We start from the raw sequence: 18,898 nt of genomic DNA, 5'->3' as shown, positions 1-18,898 counted from the left end.
GGTTTACTCCCCTTTGCCGCCGGCAGCAGTATTAGCTGCCTGTGCGGTGGCCGGGCTCTTTGCGGCAACGTTAGTGGCTTCAGTGGCTTTCACTTCAACGCCAGGTCTGACGAATTGCAGCCCTTCGGTGATCACGCGATCGCCTGCCTTCAGCCCGTCTTCAATCAGCCATTGGTTACCGACAGTGCGGCTGGCCTTGAGTTGACGCAGTTCGACCTTGTTGTCCGGACCGACGACCAGCGCGGTCGGAGAGCCTTTGAGGTCGCGGGTCACGCCTTGTTGCGGGGCCAGAATCGCCGCGCTGTCCACACCAGCCTGCAACTGAGCGTGAACGAACATGCCCGGCAGCAGGGTGTGATCAGGGTTCGGGAACACGGCACGCAGAGTTACGGAGCCGGTGGTCTGGTCAACCGAAACTTCGGAGAACTCGAGCTTGCCGTCCAGCTTGTACTGGCTGCCGTCTTCGAGCGTCAGTTTGACCGCGGCGGCATTATCGCCAGCCTTTTGCAGACGACCGCTTTCCAGTTCGCGACGCAGCTCAAGCAGCTCCACCGAAGACTGGGTGACGTCGACGTAGATCGGGTCCAGTTGCTGAATGACGGCCATGGCGTCGGTTTGGCCATTGCTGACCAGCGCACCTTCAGTCACCGACGAACGGCCGATGCGACCGGAGATCGGTGCGTAAACCTTGGTGTAGCGCACGTTGATCTGGGCGCTTTGCAGGGACGCTTCCGATTGCAGGCGGTTGGCCTGCGCGGTGTCGTACTCCTGACGGCTGACAGCCTGTTCGTCGACCAGTTGCTTGTAGCGGTCGGAGATCGACTTGGTCGAACGCAGGTTGGCTTCGGCGCTTTTCAGGGTCGCGTCATAGACCGATGGGTCGATCTGATAAAGCTGCTGACCGGCCTTGACGTCGCCGCCTTCCTTGAACAGTCGCTTGAGAATGATGCCGTTGACCTGTGGGCGAACTTCGGCGATGCGGAACGCACTGGTGCGCCCTGGAAGTTCGGACGTCAGGGTGAAGGCTTGAGGTTGCAGGGTTACGACGCCGACCTGAGGGGCTGGTGCGGCAGGTGCCGCCTCTTCCTTTTTACATCCGCTGAGCAGCGATGCCAGGGCGACGGCAGTAACCAGAGCGGTAACAGCTGGCTTGAATTGCATGAAGATCCTCGGGTCAGGCGCGCAATTGCGCACAAGAAATGTGGAAGGTTTTAAAAAATTTTTCCGGGTGGATAAGTAGCTTGCTAAGGAATATACTTACGTTCATGGTTGTTTGTAAAGGCTTGGCGGTGTATCCACACGGTTACAAAAGCCATCCAAAGGTTTGAATTGTAGGCCGCAGACGAAGCCCGAGAGCGCTCGCCCCACTTTTATTCAGCTGATATTCAGACATCGCTGAAGCACCCCTGATTGAGGTTTTACTGCCATGGTCCGTCGTACCAAAGAGGAAGCTCAAGAAACCCGAAGCCAGATACTCGAAGCGGCAGAAAAAGCCTTTTACGAGCGCGGCGTGGCCCGCACGACGCTGGCGGATATTGCGACCCTGGCCGGCGTGACTCGCGGGGCCATCTACTGGCATTTCAGTAATAAGGCGGATCTGGTGCAGGCGATGCTCGATACCTTGCATGAGCCGCTGGATGAAATGGCCAAGGCCAGTGAAAACGAAGATGAACTCGATCCGCTGGGCTGCATGCGCAAGCTGCTGATTCATTTGTTTCATCAAGTTGCCCTGGACCCGAAAACCCGACGCATCAATGAGATTCTGTTTCATAAGTGCGAATTCACCGATGAAATGTGCGATCTGCGCCAGCAGCGCCGAACGGCCAGTCTCGATTGCAATGTGCGAATCGCTCTGGCTCTGAGTAATGCGGTGAATCGCGGGCAGTTGCCGGAAAACCTCGACACTGCTCGCGCGGCCATCAGTCTGCATGCGTACGTCGATGGCATCCTGTATCAGTGGCTGTTGGCTCCCGACAGTTTTCAACTGCACACCGAAGCCGAGCGCTGTGTCGATACAGCGTTGGATATGCTGCGCTTGAGTCCAAGCCTGCGCAATTGAAACAAAATGCGTAATTGGATCCGTTTGTGTCAAGACTTGAAGCGGGGGAATGTCCCTGCTTCGCTCGCCTTTCTGTAATGGGGTGCTTTTATATACGTACGTTTGCCAGGTTGATAGGTAGCGAGCTACGTATTTTGTAGGGATTTTGTGTCGAGTGTGTGAATGAATGTTAACCACCCGGGCTACAAGGGCGCCGAGCAGCCGATAAAAGGTATCGCGCTGATCTGCCTGGCGGTTTTGTTGTTCGCCAGTCACGACACTTTGTCCAAGTACCTGTCCGGGTTCTATCCGATCGTGATGGTGGTTTGGGCACGCTACGTGGTGCACACCTTGTTGATGCTGGTGATTTTCGTGCCACGCAGTGGTTTCTCGGTGGTAGTGCGCACCAAGCGTCCGGGTTTGCAGTTATTACGCGCCCTGTGCCTGATCGGCACCAGCCTGTTTTTCACTACCGGTCTGCGTTACATCCCCTTGGCTGAAGCCACAGCCGTCACTTTTCTTGCGCCTTTATTGGTGACTGCGTTGTCCGTACCGTTGCTGCATGAGCGGGTAACCCGCAATCAGTGGCTGGCGGTGCTGGGTGGATTTGTCGGCGTGTTGATCGTCGTGCGGCCCGGTGGTGCGCTGTTCACCCCGGCGATTCTGCTGCCGCTGTGTTCGGCGCTGTGTTTTGGCTTCTATCAATTGCTCACCCGCCTGCTCAGCGGTATCGACAGCCCGACCACCAGTAACTTTCTGACCGGTATTCTCAACAGCCTGATCATGACTGCGTTGTTGCCGTTTTTCTGGAGTACGCCAACGTTGCTGCACGGCCTGTTCATGATCGGGCTGGGCACTTGTGGCATGCTCGGTCACATGTTGTTGACCCAGGCCTTCCGCCATGCAGCGCCGGCGATGCTGGCACCCTTCAGTTACGGGCAGATTCTGTTTGCCGGGATATACGGGTATTTGATCTTCGACCATACCCCGGACAGCTTCGGCGTGATCGGGATCACGGTGATTTGCCTCAGCGGTCTTGCGGTCGCCTGGGGACAGCGCAAGCGCTGACAAACTCCTACATTCGAATGGCGTTCACCCTGGAGCTGCCGAAGGCTGCGATCTTTTGATCCTATGAAATGCCAAAGCCCCGGCTCTTTCGAGTCGGGGCTTTTGCATTTCAACGGCGGACGTTTACAGCGTCGGGTAATCGATATAACCCACAGGGCCTTTGGCGTAGAACAATTCAGGACGCACCTCGTTCAACGGCGCATCGGCCTTCAAGCGTGCCGGCAGGTCCGGGTTGGCAATGAACGGTACCCCGAATGCCACTGCGTCAGCCTTGCCATTGGCCAGCCATTCGTTGGCGCTGTCCTTGGTGAAGCGTTCGTTGGCGATGTACGGGCCGCCGAAGGCTTCCTTCAGTTGTGGGCCGAGGCTGTCGCCAGCTTCTTTCTCGCGCGAGCAAATGAAGGCGATGCCACGCTTGCCCAGTTCGCGAGCGACATAGGTGAAGGTCTCGGACAGGTTGTCGTCGCCCATGTCATGGAGGTCGGCACGCGGTGACAGGTGCACACCCACGCGGCCCGCGCCCCAGATTTCGATGGCGGCATCGGTCACTTCCAGCAACAGACGCGCACGGTTTTCCAGGGAGCCGCCATAGTTGTCGGTGCGCTGGTTGGTGCTGCTTTGCAGGAACTGGTCGAGCAGGTAACCGTTGGCGCCGTGGATTTCCACACCGTCGAAACCGGCAGCCTTGGCGTTCTCGGCACCCACGCGGTAAGCGTCAATGATGTCGGCGATTTCCGCGGTTTCCAGGGCGCGCGGGGTTGGGAAGTCGGCCAATGGACGCACCAGGCTGACATGACCCTTAGGCTGGATGGCACTCGGCGCGACCGGTGCTTCGCCGTTCAGGTACAAGGGGTGGGAAATCCGACCCACGTGCCACAGTTGCAGGAAGATTTTGCCGCCCGCGCCGTGGATTGCTTTGGTCACATTGCTCCAGCCGCGCACCTGGTCGTTGGACCAGATACCGGGCGTATCCGGGTAGCCCACGCCGATTGGCGTGACCGACGTGGCTTCGCTGAGGATCAGGCCGGCAGAGGCGCGCTGCACGTAGTACTCGGCCATCAGCGCATTCGGCACACGGCCTTCGTCGGCGCGGCAGCGGGTCAGCGGCGCCATGATGATGCGGTTGGCCAACTCGAGGTCGCCCAGTTTGATCGGATCGAAAATAGTCGTCATTTAATACAACCCTCGTTAAAGATCAGTTAGTAACAGGGGCCAGCTCGGCATTGCCGCTCTGACGGAAAGTAATCAGGGTCACCAGCAGCGCGAGTACCGCCAGCGCGGCTGCCGCGAGCGGCACGCGGGTGAGACCGAAGCCGTGGGCGATGACGCTGCCGCCGACCCAGGCACCGAGTGCGTTGCCGACGTTGAAAGCGCCGATGTTCAGGGTCGACACCAGATTCGGTGCTGCCTTGCCGTAGGTCACAACATTCACTTGCAGCGCGGGTACGGCGGCGAAGCACGCGGTGGCCCACAGGAACAGGGTGATTTCGGTCGGGATTACGGCAATGCTGGTCCAGGTCAGCACGGTGGAGACGACCGCCATGGTGATGAACACACCGATCAGCGTCGCAGCCAGGCTTTTGTCCGCCAGCTTGCCGCCGATGATGTTGCCGACCGTCAAGCCCAAGCCGATGAGCATCAAGGTCCAGGTCACGCCGCGTGGCGAGACTCCGGTGACCTCGCCCAACAGCGGGGCGACATAGGTGAACAAGGTGAAGACCGAGGCGGCGAACAATGCAGTCATGCTCAACGACAACCAGATGCCGGCGCCTTTGAGGGCGCGCAGTTCGGCGCGCATGTCGAGTTTCTCTTCGTCGCGCTTGGCCGGCAGGAAGCGGATCAGGCCGATCAGTGCAATCACACCGATCACGGTCACCGCCCAGAAGGTCGAACGCCAGCCGGCTTCCTGACCGAGCGCGGTGCCCAGCGGCACGCCGAGAACGTTGGCCAGAGTCAGGCCGGTGAACATCAGGGCCACGGCCGATGCACGTTTGTTGGCCGGCACCAGACCTGCCGCCACCACCGAGCCGATGCCGAAGAAGGCGCCGTGACACAGCGCGGTGACCACACGGGCAAACATCAAGACGTTGTAGTCACTGGCGAGGGCGCAGAGCAGGTTGCCAATGATGAAGATGCCCATCAACGCTACCAAAGCGGCCTTGCGCGGCAGCCTGGCGGTGGCCAGTGCCATGAACGGTGCGCCGATGGCCACGCCCAGGGCGTAACCGGTCACCAGCCAGCCGGCGCCGGGAATCGACACACCGAGATCGGCCGCCACCTCGGGCAACAGGCCCATGATGACGAACTCGGTGGTGCCGATGGCGAAGGCGCTAAGGGCCAGAATGAGTAGCGAGAGGGGCATTGTCAGTTCCTTGTCGGAGCGCGGAGCTCCTTGTCGATGGCGTCGAGGAACGCCTGAATCACGTCCTCGTTGCGTTTGAAGAAGTGCCATTGACCGGCTTTCTGGCTGCTGATCAGTCCTGCCCGTTGCAAGGTCGCCAAATGGGCGGACACGGTCGACTGCGACAGGCCGCAGCGTTGATCGATCTGTCCGGCGCAAATGCCGTACTCGTGGTTGTGGAGCTGTTCCGGGAACTGGACCTTGGGGTCTTTCAGCCAGATGAGGATGTCTCGGCGTACTGGGTGTGCCAGCGCTTTTATTATTTCGTCGAGGTCGATGGTCATGGTTTGGGCTCGTGATGAGTAAAACGCTATATCGCGATGAGGCGAACTTTAAATCGGTACTTCGCGATATACCAATATGATTTTGGTCTGATGACCGCGTGAATCGGTATATCGGGTTATAACGATATGGATAGCGCAGTGTTAAGCTGCGCGCATGAACTATCTCGCACATCTGCACCTCGGTGGCCAGCGTCCCGGTCAAATGCTCGGCAGTCTGTATGGCGATTTCGTCAAAGGAAGGCTGCAAGGGCAGTTCGATCCGGAGATCGAAGCGGCCATCCAGTTGCATCGCAGCATCGACGTGTTTACCGACCGCCATCCGCTGGTGGACATCGCCTTGTCGCGGTTTTCCCTCACGCGCCGGCGTTACGCCGGGATCGTGCTCGATGTGTTTTTCGACCACTGCCTGGCGCGGGACTGGACGCTTTACGCAGATCAACCGCTTGAGCAGTTCACCGCGCACGTTTATCGGGTGCTGTCCGCCGAACCGCAGCTGCCGGAGCGCCTGGCGCGGATTGCACCGCACATGGTGGCCAATGATTGGCTGGGTTCATATCAGGAATTCGAAGTGCTTGAGCAGGTATTACGGGGGATTTCGCGCAGGTTGACCCGGCCGGAGGAGTTGGCGGGGGCGATGCAGGAATTGCGGCGGTTGTATGAACCGTTGAGCGAGGATTTCCGGTTGTTCTATCCGCAGCTTCAGCATTTCGTCCAAAACTATCCGGCGACATAAAGCAATGTGGGAGCGAGCCTGCTCGCGATAGCGGTGTGACATTCAGCACCATCATTGAATGTTAATTCGCTATCGCGAGCAGGCTCGCTCCCACAGGGGATATGTGTTCAAGCCGCGATTGCGGGTCGCATGGGGGCTTGCTGCATTTCCGGAATCGCCCCGAACAACGCCCTCTGCACCGCCTGCTGCGCTTCGAACGCCAGCGCCGCACGTTCCCGGTCCTGGCATTCGATCGGTTTGAGCAGATGAATTTCCACCTCACCCCGATCATTGGCGAACAAGCGCATCAGGTGCGAGAGCAAATCATCATCGCCAACGAACGGTGCCAGGGTATCGAGCTCGCCATCGCGCAGATAACGAATCGCCACCGGTTGCAACGCCACTTCGGAATCGATCGCCGCGGACAGCAAACGACCATGAAACGTACGCAGCGAGCGGCCATCGGTGGTGGTGCCTTCGGGGAACATCAACAGCGGATGTTCCTGCTCCAGATGGCGGGTCATTTGTTTGCGGATCAACTGACTGTCGCCTGAACCACGGCGAATGAACAGGCTGCCGGCCTTGGCCGCCAACCAGCCCGCCACTGGCCAGGTGCGCACTTCGGCCTTGGACAGGAACGACAGCGGCGTGAGCATGCCCAGCAACGGAATGTCAGTCCAGGACACATGATTGCTGACCCAGAGCATTGGCGCCTTTGGTAATTCACCATGGACGGTGACGCGAAAGGGCAAGGCATTGCTCAGCCGCGCCATGAAAAACCGCGACCAGCGCTGGCGACGGACCATCGAATGGGCAATCCCCAGTCGCTCGAACAACCCGAACACACTGGCCATGCTCAAGCCCAGCGTCACCACCAAAAGCACTCGCGCAATTCGCGCGTACACCCGCAAGCGGCTCATTACACAGCCGCCTTGAAGTGCTTGGCGTAGCGCGGGCAAAGCTCGTCGCGCTTGAGCAGGATGAACACGTCGGCCACCTGGAAGTCTTCGTCCCAGCACGGCTCGCCGCAGATTTTCGCGCCCAGGCGCATGTAGGCCTTGAGCAGCGGCGGCATTTCGGCGATGACGTTGGACGGAATATCGAGCGTCGGCAATGGCTTCTTCGGCTCGGCTCGCAGGTGTTCGGTGCACAGGTAGCGTTCGCGCAGTCGCTGCATGATCGCGTGGGCCTGGATGCCACCGTCCTGCATTGGAATGCTCGCGCAACCCATCAAATAGCTGTAGCCGCCCTGGTTCAGCACTTCGGCCAGTTCACCCCAGAGCACAGCGATAGTGCCGCCGTTGCGGTAGGCCGGGTCGACGCAGGTGCGACCGATTTCCAGGATCGGGCCTTTCAGATGGACCAGGCCATGCAGGCTGAATTCTTCTTCGCTGTAGAACTTGCCCAGGCTGCTGGCCGCTGTGTGGTCGAGCAAACGGGTGGTCGCCACCAGGCGCCCGGTGTTCAAGTCACGCACGCCGATGTGGGCGCAGTGAACATCATAGTCATCCATGTCCAGACCCAGCTCCGCGCCTTTCAGCTTGGCGTTGAATTCGCCGCTGAACACGTTGAAGCGCAAGGCCTGGGCTTCCTGCAACGCCTCGGCGCCCACCAGGCGTTCGGCTTGCAGGCGGCGTTCATTGCCGGTGTCGCTGATGCGGGCGATCTGAGTCATTGTGAGTCTCCGTGCGGGCTGGCCACCCGTCTTGGGTTGCAGCCGATCGACTTTCTTTATGCAGCCGTGTTGTGCAAAGTCAGGCTATGTAGCCCCGGTGTCATCGCCATGAAGCTTTGGTGATGCTTATATGACAGCCTTTGAGGAGCCTCTTATGCCCTGGCAATCCCTGTTGAAACGCCGCGATCGCCTGCCCGCCGACCCTGACCTGGGTGAAGGCTTTGCCACCTTGTTGCAACAGTTGGGTGCGGTGTCGCCGTTCGAATTGGCGGTGGCCGGCGGACGGCTGATGGCGACGCCGGGGCTGGCGTTTCTGGTGGGTTATCAGGCGGCATTGCGCATGCTCTGGCCGAGCGCGCCGCTGAGCCTCGGCGCGTTGTGCGCGACCGAACAGCGCAGTTTGCGGGTGGCGGACATGCAGACCCGGCTGCGCGATCTGCGCCTGAACGGGCGCAAGGATTTCGTCACCGCCGGCGATGCCGCCGACTGGCTATTGGTCGCTGCTCGCAGTGAAGAGCCCGGCGAAGTGCCGCGCTTGAACCTTGCGGTGGTTTACCCCGGCGAACCGGGTGTGCGTCTGGAAAAGCTCGCGCCCATGCCACTGATGCCGGACATAGGCCACGGCCGGTTGTTTCTCGACAACGCGCTATGTGAATTGCTGGCGGGGGATGGCTGGGATGCTTACGTCAAACCGTTCCGCACCCTGGAAGACATCTATGTGCTGAGCGCCATGATTGCGTGGCTGTTTGGCGTTGGCCAAGACAGCGACTGGCCGCAAACCTTGCAACTGCGCTTGCTGGCGCTGCTGGCCGGGTGCGCGGAAGTCAGCCGCCAGGCGCCGAACAATCCGGCCGGGCATGTGTTGCTGGGCGGGTTGTTTGCGCAGTTCGACGGGCTCAAGGCTGAAGTGAATCAGGCCCTGGCCGATGGCCCGCCACAATGGGCGGCGATGTGGCAGCGCGATCAGACCGTGATGGATTTGGCGGCAGGGGCGCGGGGCAAGCGGTTGGCCAAGGCGTTGGCGGGATTGTTGTAAGGCTGAAGGGACCCTTCGCGAGCAAGCCCGCTCCCACAAGGATCTCTGATGTGCAAAATATTGTGTACGACGCAGATCATGTGGGAGCGGGCTTGCTCGCGAAGGCGATCTCTGGGACGACGCAAATTCCAAAACTGTCATCTAGCTCGACTAGGCTCTGCAGGTTAATCCCTCCGAGCGCCCCTCATGTTCAAAGGCTTGTCCCTGATTTTCATGTTGCTGCTCAGCCTCACGGCCCAGGCCGAAAACTGGCCGGCCGAGCAATGGTCGCCCGGCCCGAAGGTCACTGGCCCGACACTTCAAGCTTTAGAGAACTACGCATTCCCACCCCGCGACGATGCCACTCACCAAGGCATTCGCACCGATGCCTTGCTGGTGATCCGCGACGGCCAACTGATCTACGAACGCTACGCCGGCCCGACCACTGCGCAAACGCCGCACCTGACCTGGTCGATCAGCAAAAGCCTCATGGCCGCGGTGCTCGGGGTGGCCTATGGCGAAGGGCTGTTCAAACTCCAGGATCCGGTGCAGAAGTTCTATCCACCGCTGGAAAAACACCCCGCCATGACCATGGCCGACCTGCTGCACTGGGCCTCGGGACTGGACTGGCAGGAAGATTATGAATACGCACCGTTGAAGTCCTCGGTGGTGGCCATGCTCTACACCCGTGGACACCGCGACATGGCCGCGTTCACTGCCGACCACGACGAATACGCCAAACCCGGTCAGGCATTCCGCTACTCCAGTGGCGACAGCAACCTGCTGTCCGCCGCGCTGAAAACCATCGTCGGCCCGGCCCGTTATCCGGATTATCCATGGACTGCGCTGTTCGAACCCTTGGGGATTCGCAGTGCGGTGTGGGAAGCGGATGCCACGGGCACGTTTGTCGCATCGTCCTACGCCTATCTCACTGCCAGGGACCTGGCGCGGGTCGGCCTGTTGATGGCGCGCGACGGTCGTTGGCGTGAGCGGCAATTGCTGCCCAAGGATTGGGTCGACTTCAGTCGTGAGCCTTTCGCCCGCTATCAGGCCAACCAGGATGAAGCCGTGCCCGGCGGGCATTGGTGGCTCAATCGCGCAGTGGATGGCGCGACACAACCCTGGCCCGACGCCCCTGTCGACACCTTCGCCGCGCTGGGCCATTGGGGTCAGGCGATGTACGTGATTCCCAGCGAAAACCTGGTGATCGTGCGCTACGGCGATGATCGCGATGGGAGTTATCGGCACAACGAATTGCTCAGACTCGCGCTCAAGGCATTTGCCATGCAGGTGCAGCCATGAGCCGCCGCAGCTTTATTCGCCGTCGGCCGTTCAGCACGCTGTTGCTGGTGCTGCTGATCGCCTTGCTTGGCTGGGGCTGGCAGGAGCGGGTGGCGCTATGGGCTTTCCCGGACATCATCAGCGCCTACACCGCCAAGGAATACTGCTCGTGCCGTTATGTGATGAACAATCCGGCCGAGTATTGCCAGGGCTATGTGAAGCAGTATTTGCCCACCAGCGGGTTCGTCGATGACGCCGCGAACAAGCGCGTGACGGTTGGTGGTATGGGGCGCAGCAACAGCGCTGTTTGGGTTGGTGAACGGCAGGGCTGTCGGTTGCAGCCCTGACAGCGGTCAGTTTTTTTGTGGCGAGGGAGCTTTTGTGGCGAGGGGGCTTGCCCCCGTTGGAGGGCGAAGCACTCCCAAAATCAGTCCACATACACAGGTTTTGCGGCTGCTGCGCAACCGAACGGGGGCAAGCCCCCTCGCCACAGGGGAATGTCTTTGATTCAAGATCCGGGGCATTAGAGTTTGCAACCTGCCTCAGGCCAGTTAAGGTTCGTGCAAGTTTATCTGCCCCCGAGTTTCTATGTTCAAGCGGTCCTTCTCTAAAACCCTCGCCTCCCTGCTGCTGGCCGGTGTCACCGTGTCGGCCCAGGCCAATTGGTACCTGGATGGCGAGTCCTCGCGGCTGTCGTTCATCAGCACTAAAAATGCCAACATCTCCGAAGTGCAGCGCTTTCTGGTACTGCACGGCAAGGTCGATCCCAAAGGGTTGGCCGAGGTAGAGGTTGAGCTGGAGTCGGTCAACAGCGGCATTCCGCTGCGTGACGAACGCATGCGCAAGGAACTGTTCGATATCCAGACGTTCCCTGAAGCGCTGATCACCACGCAAATCGATCTACGGCCGATCAACGACTTGGCGCCCGGTGCGCAACTGGAGTTGCGCTTGCCGCTGACCGTCAACCTGCATGGCAAACAACACCAATACAACGCCGAACTGCTGGCGACCCGTCTTGATGACCGGCGCTTCCAAGTGGTGACTCTCGAACCTTTGGTGATCAACGCTGAAGACTTCGACCTGGCCCCGGGCCTGGAAAGCCTGCGCAAGGTCGCCGGTTTGTCGGCCATCAGTCTGTCGGTGCCGGTGGGTGCGGTGCTGATTTTCACGGCGCGCTGAGATGCGCGGCGCAATTTTCCCGTGGCGCGAAGGCAATCGCTTTGAACTGCTGATCGACGGCCCGCAGTTTTTTCCGCGAATGCTGGTGGCGATTGCCCGCGCCGAAGAACAAGTCGAACTGGAACTGTACCTGGTGGAGGCGGGAGCCTGCGCCGAGGCCATGGTTCAGGCACTGGTTCAGGCTGCCGAACGCGGTGTGCGGGTGCGCTGCCTGTTCGATGACTATGGCAGCCTGGCATTCACCCTGACCTTGCGTCAGCGCCTGATGGCCGCCGGTGTCGAGTTGCGTTTCTACAACCGCCTGAGTTGGCGCCGTTGGGTAGGCAATTTCTATCGCGACCACCGCAAGTTGCTGCTGGTGGATCAATGCCTGGCGGTGGTCGGCGGCACCGGGGTCACCGATGAGTTCTGGACCCCGGGCGAAGACACCAGCGAATGGCACGAAGTGATGGTGGAAATCACCGGTCCCTTGGTCATCGACTGGCAGTTGCTGTTCGACCGCCAATGGATCGCCAACCGTCATCGGCGTGCCTGGAAACCCACTGCGCACTTCGGTTTGCCGCGTCTGCCGCGAGTGCCGGCCATGGGCGAGGGCATGGGCCGGGTCGCCTATGCCGATGCCCGTCAACACCGCGACATTCTGCAATCGCTGGTTCGTGCGCTGAACAGCGGCCAGCGCCGAATCTGGCTGGCCACGCCGTATTTCCTGCCGACCTGGAAAGTCCGCCGCTCACTGCGTCGGGCGGCGGCTCGTGGCGTCGATGTGCGTTTGTTGCTGACCGGACCACGCACCGATCACCCGTCGGTGCGCTACGCCGGGCATCGCTACTACCCGCGATTGCTCAGGGCCGGGGTGAAGATCTTCGAATACCAGCCGTGTTTCCTGCACCTGAAGATGGTGTTGATCGATGACTGGGTGAGTATCGGCTCCTGCAACTTCGATCACTGGAATCTGCGTTTCAATCTGGAAGCCAACCTCGAAGCCCTGGACCCCGGGCTGACCCGGGCGGTGGCGGCGAGTTTCGAGAATGATTTTGCCCTGAGCCAGGAAGTCAGCCTCGAAGCATGGAAGCGCCGACCGTTGTGGCGGCGGGTCAAGCAAAGGGTATGGGGATGGGTGGATCGGCTGGTGGTGAATCTGCTGGATCGGCGGGGTTGAGCCCAATTTTCGCAACACCCTAAACCTAATGTGGGAGCGGGCTTGCCCGCGATGGCGGCCTTACATCAGATCGTTCCCACGCTCTGCGTGGGAATGCAGCCCGTGACGCTCCGCGTCACTGGACGCGGAGCGTCCCTAGAGGCATTCCCACGCAGAGCGTGGGAACGATCAATAGAGATGCTGAATGTTATGGCCTCATCGCGGGCAAGCCCGCTCCCACAGGTTTTGTGGCGTATGACTAATTACAGCAACTCAAAGCTCTGCTGCGTCACGTCCTGGGAGTCCAGGCCGATCTGCACGTTGAACTTGCCCGGTTCCGCGGCGTACTTGAGCTGGGCGTTGTAGAACTTCAGGTCATCCTCGGTGATGGTGAAGTGCACGACTTTCTGTTCGCCGGCCTTGACCAGTACTTTCTGGAAGTTCTTCAGCTCCTTGACCGGGCGGATCATCGAACCGGTCACGTCCTGGATGTACAGCTGCACCACGGTTTCGCCGTCACGCTTGCCGGTGTTCTTCACTACGACGCTGGCGTCGAGCTTGCCGGTCTTGTTCAGTGTGGTTGAAGACAGGGCCATGTCGGTCAGGCTGAATTGGGTGTAGCTCAGGCCGAAGCCGAACGGGAACAGCGGCCCGGTGGTGTCTTCGAAATACTGCGAGGTGTAGTTGCCCGGTTTGCCCGGAGTGAACGGCCGGCCAATGCTCAGGTGGTTGTAGTAGGTCGGAATCTGACCCACCGAGCGCGGAACACTGATCGGCAGTTTGCCCGACGGGTTGTAGTCGCCGAACAGCACGTCAGCAATGGCGTTGCCGCCTTCGGTGCCGCTGAACCAGGTTTCCAGAATCGCGTCAGCTTGCTCGTTCTCTTCGAGAATCGACAGCGGCCGGCCGTTCATCAACACCAATACCAGCGGTTTGCCGGTGGCTTTCAAAGCCCTGATCAACTCGCGCTGGTTGGCCGGAATGTTCAGGTCGGTACGGCTCGACGATTCGTGGGACATGCCTCGGGACTCGCCAACCGCGGCAACCACGACATCGGCATCCTTGGCAGCTTTCACCGCTTCATCGATCAACACGTTGGCCGGGCGCGGATCGTCCACCACTTCCGGCGCATCGAAGTTGAGGAAGTTCAGGTAATCGAGGATCTTCTTGTCGCTGGTGATATTCGCGCCACGGGCGTAGATCAGCGTCGACTGCGCGCCAAGCGCATTGGTCATGCCGTCGAACAAAGTCACCGATTGCTCGGGACGGCCAGCAGCGGCCCAACTGCCCATCATGTCGATCGGTGCCTTGGCCAGTGGACCGACCAGCGCGATTTTTGCGGTTTTCTTCAGCGGCAGGGTGTCGCCCTGGTTCTTCAGCAGCACCAGGCTGCGGCGCGCCACATCACGGGCCTCGGCACGGTGCAGGCGGCTTTCGGCGTAGGTGTCGGCCGGGTCATCCTCGGCCTTGCCGATGCGCAGGTACGGGTCTTTGAACAGGCCCATGTCGTACTTGGCGGCGAGTACTTCACGTACGGCGTTGTCGATGTCTTTCTGTTCGATCTCACCGGCCTTCAACAGCCCTGGCAATTCCTTGCCATAGAGGGTGTCGTTCATGCTCATGTCGATGCCGGCCTTGATCGCCAGCTTCGCGGCTTCGCGACCGTCAGCGGCGACGCCGTGCTTGATCAGCTCGAAAATCGCCCCGTGGTCGCTGACCGCCAGGCCCTTGAAGCCCCATTCCTTGCGCAGCAGGTCGTTCATCAACCAGGTGTTGGCGGTGGCCGGCACGCCGTTGATCGAGTTCAGCGCAACCATCACCCCGCCGGCACCGGCGTCAATCGCCGCGCGGTACGGTGGCAGGTAGTCCTGGTACATCTTGACCGGGCTCATGTCGACGACGTTGTAGTCGCGACCGCCCTCGACCGCGCCGTACAAGGCAAAATGCTTGACGCTGGCCATGATGCTGTCGGCCGCGTTCGCACCGGTGCCCTGGAAGGCTTTGACCATTACGCCGGCGATCCGCGAAACCAGGTAGGTGTCTTCGCCGAAGCCTTCGGACGTGCGACCCCAGCGTGGGTCGCGGGAGATGTCGACCATCGGCGCGAAGGTGATGTCGAGGCTGTCAGCCGCCGCTTCCTTGGCGGCGATGCGCCCGGAGCGACCAATGGCGTCCATGTCCCAGCTCGAGGCCAGGGCCAGCGGAATCGGGAAAATGGTGCGATGGCCGTGGATCACGTCATAGGCGAAGAACATCGGGATCTTCAACCGGCTGCGCATGGCCGCGTCCTGCATAGGACGGTTTTCGGCGCGGGTGATCGAGTTGAAGGTGCCGCCGATATTGCCGGCAGCGATCTCCTTGCGGATCATCTCCCGCGGCATTTCCGGGCCGATGCTGATCAGGCGCAACTGGCCGATCTTTTCATCGAGGGTCATTTGCTTCATCAGGTGGCTGATGAAGGCGTCCTTGTTCTCTATAGGTGCGGGCGTCGTGGCGGCCAATACGGTATGACTGGCCAGGCTGACGAACAGGCCCAGCAAACACAGCTTCTTCATGAATAGTTTTCTCGAAAGCCTAAACGGCAGTGAATACGCGCCGGTCAGCCAAAATTTAGGGAGCGACTATTGTTGTTCAGGTAAATGCAGACACACTTGTGCAGTGTGTCAGCGCTGGGCCCATCTTTTAGCCCATTGGCTCGTTGCAATCCAGTAGCGGCGCAGATTATGCCCCAAGAGCCGGGTTCAAAGTTCGCAGGTTGTTTCATCAACGGAATGTGCAAGGGAGCATCAACCAGATGAATGTACGACACCATTATCAGTCGAGCCTGCAGGTTGCAGCCTTGATGTTGCTGACAACACTGCTGGCCGGTTGCGGCATCAACAATATCCCGACCCTCGACGAACAGGCCAAGGGCGCTTGGGGCCAGGTGCAGAACCAGTACCAGCGTCGCGCCGACCTGATTCCCAACCTGGTGGAAACCGTCAAAGGGTATGCCCAGCATGAGCAAGAAACCCTGACCGCGGTGATCGAAGCCCGCGCCAAGGCGACTTCGATTCAGGTGGATGCCAGCACGCTGGATAATCCGGAAAAACTCAAACAGTACGAGCAGGCGCAGAATCAGCTGACTGGCGCCCTGAGTCGGTTGATGGTGGTGTCCGAACGCTACCCGGACCTCAAGGCCAACCAGAACTTCCTGGCGCTGCAATCGCAACTTGAAGGCACCGAGAACCGCATCGCCGTGGCGCGTCGCGACTTCATCCTGGCGGTGCAGAAATACAATACCGAGATCCGCACCTTTCCCGGTCGCCTGTGGCACACCGTGATGTATAGCGATCTGCCAATCCGCGAAACCTTCGAGGCCACCAGCCCCGGTGCCGAGAAAGCGCCTGAAGTGAAGTTCCAGTAAGCGCCGGAACGGGCTAGAAGCGTCACCAAGGATGAGGTTGCCAATGCGCGTGTTGAAAGTGGGCCTGGTGCTGCTGTTCTGGGTGTTTGCCCTGACGGCCCAGGCCGAGTTGAAGTTCCCGGAATTGACCGGGCGGGTGGTGGACAACGCCCAGATGATCGAGCCTGCGGTGCGCGAGCAACTGACGCAACAGCTCAACGCCCACGAAAAAACCACCGGCGAGCAGTTGGTGGTGGTGACGTTGCCGGACTTGCAGGGCACCGACATCGCGGATTTCGGTTATCAATTGGGGCGCTACTGGGGGATCGGCCAGAAGGACAAGAACAACGGCGCGCTGCTGATCGTTGCGCGAGACGAGCGCAAGCTGCGGATCGAAGTCGGTTATGGCCTGGAAGGGCGCCTGACCGATGCGCAGAGTTCGGTGATCATCCATCAGGTGATCACGCCCGCGTTCAAGGCTGGCAACTTCAGCAAAGGCATCAGCGATGGCGTCGCGGCGATGCTGGTGGTGCTGGGCGGCAATCCGCTGGACGAGCCGTCGACAGTGTATGAATCGCGCGGTGATCAGGAGAGTGATTTCGTTGGGCGGCATCCGGGGTTATTCGTGTTCCTGGTGTTGCTGTTTATCCTGACGATCTTCATCGGCCAGATGTTCGGTATTCTGCCAAGCGGAGGAGGCCGTGGCGGCTCGGGAGGGGGCTTGGGCGGCGGAGGTTTTGGCGGTGGCGGCGGCGGGGGCTTCAGCGGCGGCGGGGGCAGTTTCGGGGGTGGTGGTTCGTCGGGCGGCTGGTGATACTGCAGGTAAAAACAACAATAGCGAGCAGGCATTCATAAACATGGCATTACTGACTGAACACGAACAACGCAAAGTCGCCGAGGCGATTGCCCGGGTCGAGCGCGATACCGACGCCGAACTGGTGACGGTGCTTGCGGCCCGCGCCGACGATTACGCGTATATCCCGCTGCTCTGGGCCAGCCTGCTGGCGCTGGTGGTGCCGGGTATCGTGCATTACCTGACGGGCTGGCTGACCATGCACAGCCTGTTGCTGGTGCAATGGCTCAGCTTCATCGTGTTGTGCCTGGTGTTCCGTATTCCGAAAGTCACCACGCGCCTGATCCCGCGCTCGGTCCGTCACTGGCGGGCGTCGAACCTGGCGCGCCGGCAGTTCCTGGAGCAAAACCTGCACCACACCGTGGGTAGCACCGGCATGCTGATTTTTGTCTCCGAGGCCGAGCGCTATGTGGAGATTCTGGTGGATGAAGGCATTTCCAAGCGACTGGACAACAAGAACTGGGACGCGATTGTGGCGGCGTTTACGCAGCAGGTGAAACAGGGGCAAACCTTGCAGGGGTTTGTGACTTGCATCGAGGCATGCGGCGAGTTGCTCAAGGTGCATGTGCCGGTGACCCATGTGCGCAATGAGTTGCCGAATCGGTTGGTGGTGTTGAGCTAAACCAAAAGATCGTCCGAACGCGGCCCGAACCTTCGGCAGCTCCTACCTGCTTTTGTGGCGAGGGGGCTTGCCCCCGTTCGGCTGCGAAGCAGTCGTCAAACCAGAGAACTCGGTGCGACTGAAGACACATGGGGGCCGCTTCGCAGCCCAACGGGGGCAAGCCCCCTCGCCACAAAGAGCTCACTGGCCTCAGGATTCGCGCCGTTCAGCAAATAACTGCGTGTCCCGAACGGCCATCCCCCCTAAAATACCCACCATTCCCCGATCCGCACCGCCCGAGGCCGTTTTTTCCCATGTCTGTCACCGCCACTCCCGCCAGCCTCGCGCCGGATCATCACGCCCAGTTCATCGACTTGCTGCAAACCAGCCTCGATCAGAACGCCTTCATCAAACTGGTGCTGGCCAAGTACGTCGGTGGCGAAGCGGACTTGCAGCGGCTGATCATCAAGCAACTGACGGTCAAGGATCAGCCGTGCCTGTCCTTCGTCTACCGCTACAAAACCCGCGACATCACCAAGAACCTGCCGATTACGGAAGGCTTGGCGACCATTGCCGCGCTGTTGCCCGCATCGTTCAAAAATGCGCATTTACTGTCATTGACCGACGAAGCCCAGCTCGAATACAGCAAAAAGGGTAAATCTTCGCTGTTCAAGAGCAAACCTCAGCAATTGCGCGAAGTGCCGTCCGCCGAGCACAACCGCGAGAAGAACCGTTTCCTCGACCTGAGCCGGCCGTTCCTCAAAGACCTCGGCGTGACCAACGCGCAACATGAGCTGATCCCGGCGATGTCGCGCAAGTGGAAGCAGATCAACAAGTTCATCGAAGTCTTCAGCCATGCGCTGACTTCGTCGCCACTGGCGCTGGACAAACCCGTGCGGGTGGCGGATTTCGGCTCGGGCAAGGGCTACCTGACGTTCGCGATCCACGACTACTTGCGCAACACCCTGAAGGCCGAGGGCGAGGTGACCGGCGTCGAGCTGCGCGAAGACATGGTCAGCCTGTGCAACACCGCCGCCGCGAAGCTGGAGCATCCGGGGCTGGTGTTCAAATGCGGTGACGTGCGCAGCGTCGCGCCGAGCGAGCTGGACGTGATGATCGCGTTGCATGCCTGCGACATCGCCACCGACTATGCGATTCACACCGGCATTCGTTCCGGCGCTTCGATCATCATGTGCTCGCCGTGCTGCCACAAACAGATCCGCCTGCAGATCCAGAGCCCGGCGCTGCTCAAGCCGATGTTGCAATAC

Annotated in this window: 19 protein-coding genes; 12 read left to right on the top strand and 7 right to left on the bottom strand. The window is 60.2% G+C overall.

Going from position 1 to position 18,898, the window contains the following annotated elements; all coding sequences use genetic code 11:
• Positions 1-3: 3 nt before the first annotated feature.
• Positions 4-1,161 carry an efflux RND transporter periplasmic adaptor subunit EmhA gene (gene emhA, locus ACQKPC_RS17730; RefSeq protein WP_427625729.1) on the bottom strand — a complete coding sequence of 386 codons (1,158 nt, stop codon included), beginning with the start codon at positions 1,159-1,161 and terminating at the stop codon, positions 4-6.
• A 265-nt stretch (positions 1,162-1,426) separates the two neighbouring features.
• Here emhA and emhR point away from each other — a divergent pair, with 265 nt between their 5' ends.
• Complete coding sequence (gene emhR / locus ACQKPC_RS17725) at positions 1,427-2,059, top strand: efflux system transcriptional repressor EmhR (RefSeq protein ID WP_427625728.1); 633 nt, start codon at positions 1,427-1,429, stop codon at positions 2,057-2,059.
• 162 nt (positions 2,060-2,221) lie between these two features.
• The gene (locus ACQKPC_RS17720; RefSeq protein ID WP_427625727.1) at positions 2,222-3,106 is read left to right on the top strand and encodes a DMT family transporter; all 885 of its coding nucleotides are present in this window, start codon (positions 2,222-2,224) and stop codon (positions 3,104-3,106) included.
• A 123-nt stretch (positions 3,107-3,229) separates the two neighbouring features.
• Here the strand turns inward: ACQKPC_RS17720 and ACQKPC_RS17715 are convergent, their stop codons facing one another.
• From ACQKPC_RS17715 to ACQKPC_RS17705, 3 genes are read right to left on the bottom strand one after another with little or no spacing between them, the layout of a single operon-like run.
• On the bottom strand, positions 3,230-4,279 hold the full coding sequence (locus ACQKPC_RS17715) for an alkene reductase (protein ID WP_427625726.1): 1,050 nt from the start codon (positions 4,277-4,279) through the stop codon (positions 3,230-3,232).
• A 22-nt stretch (positions 4,280-4,301) separates the two neighbouring features.
• Entirely contained in the window at positions 4,302-5,468 is a 1,167-nt protein-coding gene (locus ACQKPC_RS17710; protein WP_008010859.1) for an MFS transporter, read from the bottom strand.
• A gap of 2 nt (positions 5,469-5,470) precedes the next feature.
• Positions 5,471-5,791, bottom strand: a complete 321-nt coding sequence (locus tag ACQKPC_RS17705; RefSeq protein WP_007903797.1) for an ArsR/SmtB family transcription factor — start codon at positions 5,789-5,791, stop codon at positions 5,471-5,473.
• 154 nt (positions 5,792-5,945) lie between these two features.
• Here ACQKPC_RS17705 and ACQKPC_RS17700 point away from each other — a divergent pair, with 154 nt between their 5' ends.
• The gene (locus ACQKPC_RS17700; RefSeq protein ID WP_427625725.1) at positions 5,946-6,524 is read left to right on the top strand and encodes an ACP phosphodiesterase; all 579 of its coding nucleotides are present in this window, start codon (positions 5,946-5,948) and stop codon (positions 6,522-6,524) included.
• Positions 6,525-6,631: 107 nt separating this feature from the next.
• Here the strand turns inward: ACQKPC_RS17700 and ACQKPC_RS17695 are convergent, their stop codons facing one another.
• Both ACQKPC_RS17695 and olsB read right to left on the bottom strand, forming a co-directional pair.
• Positions 6,632-7,423 carry a lysophospholipid acyltransferase family protein gene (locus ACQKPC_RS17695; RefSeq protein WP_427625724.1) on the bottom strand — a complete coding sequence of 264 codons (792 nt, stop codon included), beginning with the start codon at positions 7,421-7,423 and terminating at the stop codon, positions 6,632-6,634.
• Positions 7,423-8,178, bottom strand: coding sequence for an L-ornithine N(alpha)-acyltransferase (olsB, locus tag ACQKPC_RS17690; protein ID WP_007903792.1), 756 nt, complete (start codon positions 8,176-8,178; stop codon positions 7,423-7,425). The genes ACQKPC_RS17695 and olsB overlap by 1 nt, the downstream gene beginning before the upstream one ends.
• 154 nt (positions 8,179-8,332) lie before the next feature.
• Here olsB and ACQKPC_RS17685 point away from each other — a divergent pair, with 154 nt between their 5' ends.
• The 5 genes from ACQKPC_RS17685 (at position 8,333) to ACQKPC_RS17665 (ending at position 12,812) form a co-directional block, all read left to right on the top strand.
• A complete protein-coding gene (locus ACQKPC_RS17685) occupies positions 8,333-9,214 on the top strand; it encodes an acyl-CoA dehydrogenase (protein ID WP_427625723.1) in 882 nt (293 codons plus the stop codon).
• Positions 9,215-9,400: 186 nt separating this feature from the next.
• Complete coding sequence (locus tag ACQKPC_RS17680; protein ID WP_427625722.1) at positions 9,401-10,495, top strand: serine hydrolase domain-containing protein; 1,095 nt, start codon at positions 9,401-9,403, stop codon at positions 10,493-10,495.
• A complete protein-coding gene (locus tag ACQKPC_RS17675; RefSeq protein ID WP_427625721.1) occupies positions 10,492-10,821 on the top strand; it encodes an amidase in 330 nt (109 codons plus the stop codon). Before ACQKPC_RS17680 ends, ACQKPC_RS17675 begins: the two co-directional genes overlap by 4 nt.
• Positions 10,822-11,062: 241 nt before the next feature.
• Positions 11,063-11,653 carry a YceI family protein gene (locus tag ACQKPC_RS17670; protein ID WP_427625720.1) on the top strand — a complete coding sequence of 197 codons (591 nt, stop codon included), beginning with the start codon at positions 11,063-11,065 and terminating at the stop codon, positions 11,651-11,653.
• 1 nt (position 11,654) lies between these two features.
• Entirely contained in the window at positions 11,655-12,812 is a 1,158-nt protein-coding gene (locus ACQKPC_RS17665; protein WP_008010850.1) for a phospholipase D-like domain-containing protein, read from the top strand.
• A 242-nt stretch (positions 12,813-13,054) separates the two neighbouring features.
• Here ACQKPC_RS17665 and bglX read toward each other — a convergent pair whose 3' ends face one another.
• Positions 13,055-15,346 carry a beta-glucosidase BglX gene (bglX, locus tag ACQKPC_RS17660; RefSeq protein ID WP_427625719.1) on the bottom strand — a complete coding sequence of 764 codons (2,292 nt, stop codon included), beginning with the start codon at positions 15,344-15,346 and terminating at the stop codon, positions 13,055-13,057.
• Between the two features lie 239 nt (positions 15,347-15,585).
• On the opposite strand from bglX, the gene ACQKPC_RS17655 reads away from it, so the two are divergent.
• From ACQKPC_RS17655 to ACQKPC_RS17640, 4 genes are all read left to right on the top strand, one after another.
• Positions 15,586-16,197, top strand: coding sequence for a LemA family protein (locus ACQKPC_RS17655; protein ID WP_427625718.1), 612 nt, complete (start codon positions 15,586-15,588; stop codon positions 16,195-16,197).
• Positions 16,198-16,240: 43 nt separating this feature from the next.
• The gene (locus ACQKPC_RS17650) at positions 16,241-16,990 is read left to right on the top strand and encodes a TPM domain-containing protein (RefSeq protein WP_427625717.1); all 750 of its coding nucleotides are present in this window, start codon (positions 16,241-16,243) and stop codon (positions 16,988-16,990) included.
• 43 nt (positions 16,991-17,033) lie between these two features.
• Positions 17,034-17,651 carry a TPM domain-containing protein gene (locus ACQKPC_RS17645; protein WP_007903764.1) on the top strand — a complete coding sequence of 206 codons (618 nt, stop codon included), beginning with the start codon at positions 17,034-17,036 and terminating at the stop codon, positions 17,649-17,651.
• 293 nt (positions 17,652-17,944) lie between these two features.
• The coding region (locus ACQKPC_RS17640; RefSeq protein ID WP_427625716.1) for a class I SAM-dependent methyltransferase at positions 17,945-18,898 on the top strand (954 nt) is incomplete at its 3' end.

The sequence above is a fragment of the Pseudomonas sp. NPDC089918 genome (assembly GCF_050280605.1).
In the GTDB taxonomy this organism is placed as follows: Bacteria; Pseudomonadota; Gammaproteobacteria; order Pseudomonadales; family Pseudomonadaceae; genus Aquipseudomonas.
Note: the sequence above shows the minus strand (reverse complement) of the source record. Positions and strands in the feature narration are given on the sequence as shown.

Coding starts and splice junctions, on each gene's coding strand:
- ACQKPC_RS17705 (WP_007903797.1), bottom strand. CDS start 5,791: ATGACCATCGACCTCGACGAAATAATAAAAGCGCTGGCACACCCAGTA.
- olsB (WP_007903792.1), bottom strand. CDS start 8,178: ATGACTCAGATCGCCCGCATCAGCGACACCGGCAATGAACGCCGCCTG.
- emhR (WP_427625728.1), top strand. CDS start 1,427: ATGGTCCGTCGTACCAAAGAGGAAGCTCAAGAAACCCGAAGCCAGATA.
- ACQKPC_RS17675 (WP_427625721.1), top strand. CDS start 10,492: ATGAGCCGCCGCAGCTTTATTCGCCGTCGGCCGTTCAGCACGCTGTTG.
- ACQKPC_RS17680 (WP_427625722.1), top strand. CDS start 9,401: ATGTTCAAAGGCTTGTCCCTGATTTTCATGTTGCTGCTCAGCCTCACG.
- ACQKPC_RS17655 (WP_427625718.1), top strand. CDS start 15,586: ATGAATGTACGACACCATTATCAGTCGAGCCTGCAGGTTGCAGCCTTG.
- ACQKPC_RS17685 (WP_427625723.1), top strand. CDS start 8,333: ATGCCCTGGCAATCCCTGTTGAAACGCCGCGATCGCCTGCCCGCCGAC.
- ACQKPC_RS17665 (WP_008010850.1), top strand. CDS start 11,655: ATGCGCGGCGCAATTTTCCCGTGGCGCGAAGGCAATCGCTTTGAACTG.
- bglX (WP_427625719.1), bottom strand. CDS start 15,346: ATGAAGAAGCTGTGTTTGCTGGGCCTGTTCGTCAGCCTGGCCAGTCAT.
- emhA (WP_427625729.1), bottom strand. CDS start 1,161: ATGCAATTCAAGCCAGCTGTTACCGCTCTGGTTACTGCCGTCGCCCTG.
- ACQKPC_RS17695 (WP_427625724.1), bottom strand. CDS start 7,423: ATGAGCCGCTTGCGGGTGTACGCGCGAATTGCGCGAGTGCTTTTGGTG.
- ACQKPC_RS17710 (WP_008010859.1), bottom strand. CDS start 5,468: ATGCCCCTCTCGCTACTCATTCTGGCCCTTAGCGCCTTCGCCATCGGC.
- ACQKPC_RS17720 (WP_427625727.1), top strand. CDS start 2,222: ATGAATGTTAACCACCCGGGCTACAAGGGCGCCGAGCAGCCGATAAAA.
- ACQKPC_RS17670 (WP_427625720.1), top strand. CDS start 11,063: ATGTTCAAGCGGTCCTTCTCTAAAACCCTCGCCTCCCTGCTGCTGGCC.
- ACQKPC_RS17700 (WP_427625725.1), top strand. CDS start 5,946: ATGAACTATCTCGCACATCTGCACCTCGGTGGCCAGCGTCCCGGTCAA.
- ACQKPC_RS17715 (WP_427625726.1), bottom strand. CDS start 4,279: ATGACGACTATTTTCGATCCGATCAAACTGGGCGACCTCGAGTTGGCC.
- ACQKPC_RS17650 (WP_427625717.1), top strand. CDS start 16,241: ATGCGCGTGTTGAAAGTGGGCCTGGTGCTGCTGTTCTGGGTGTTTGCC.
- ACQKPC_RS17645 (WP_007903764.1), top strand. CDS start 17,034: ATGGCATTACTGACTGAACACGAACAACGCAAAGTCGCCGAGGCGATT.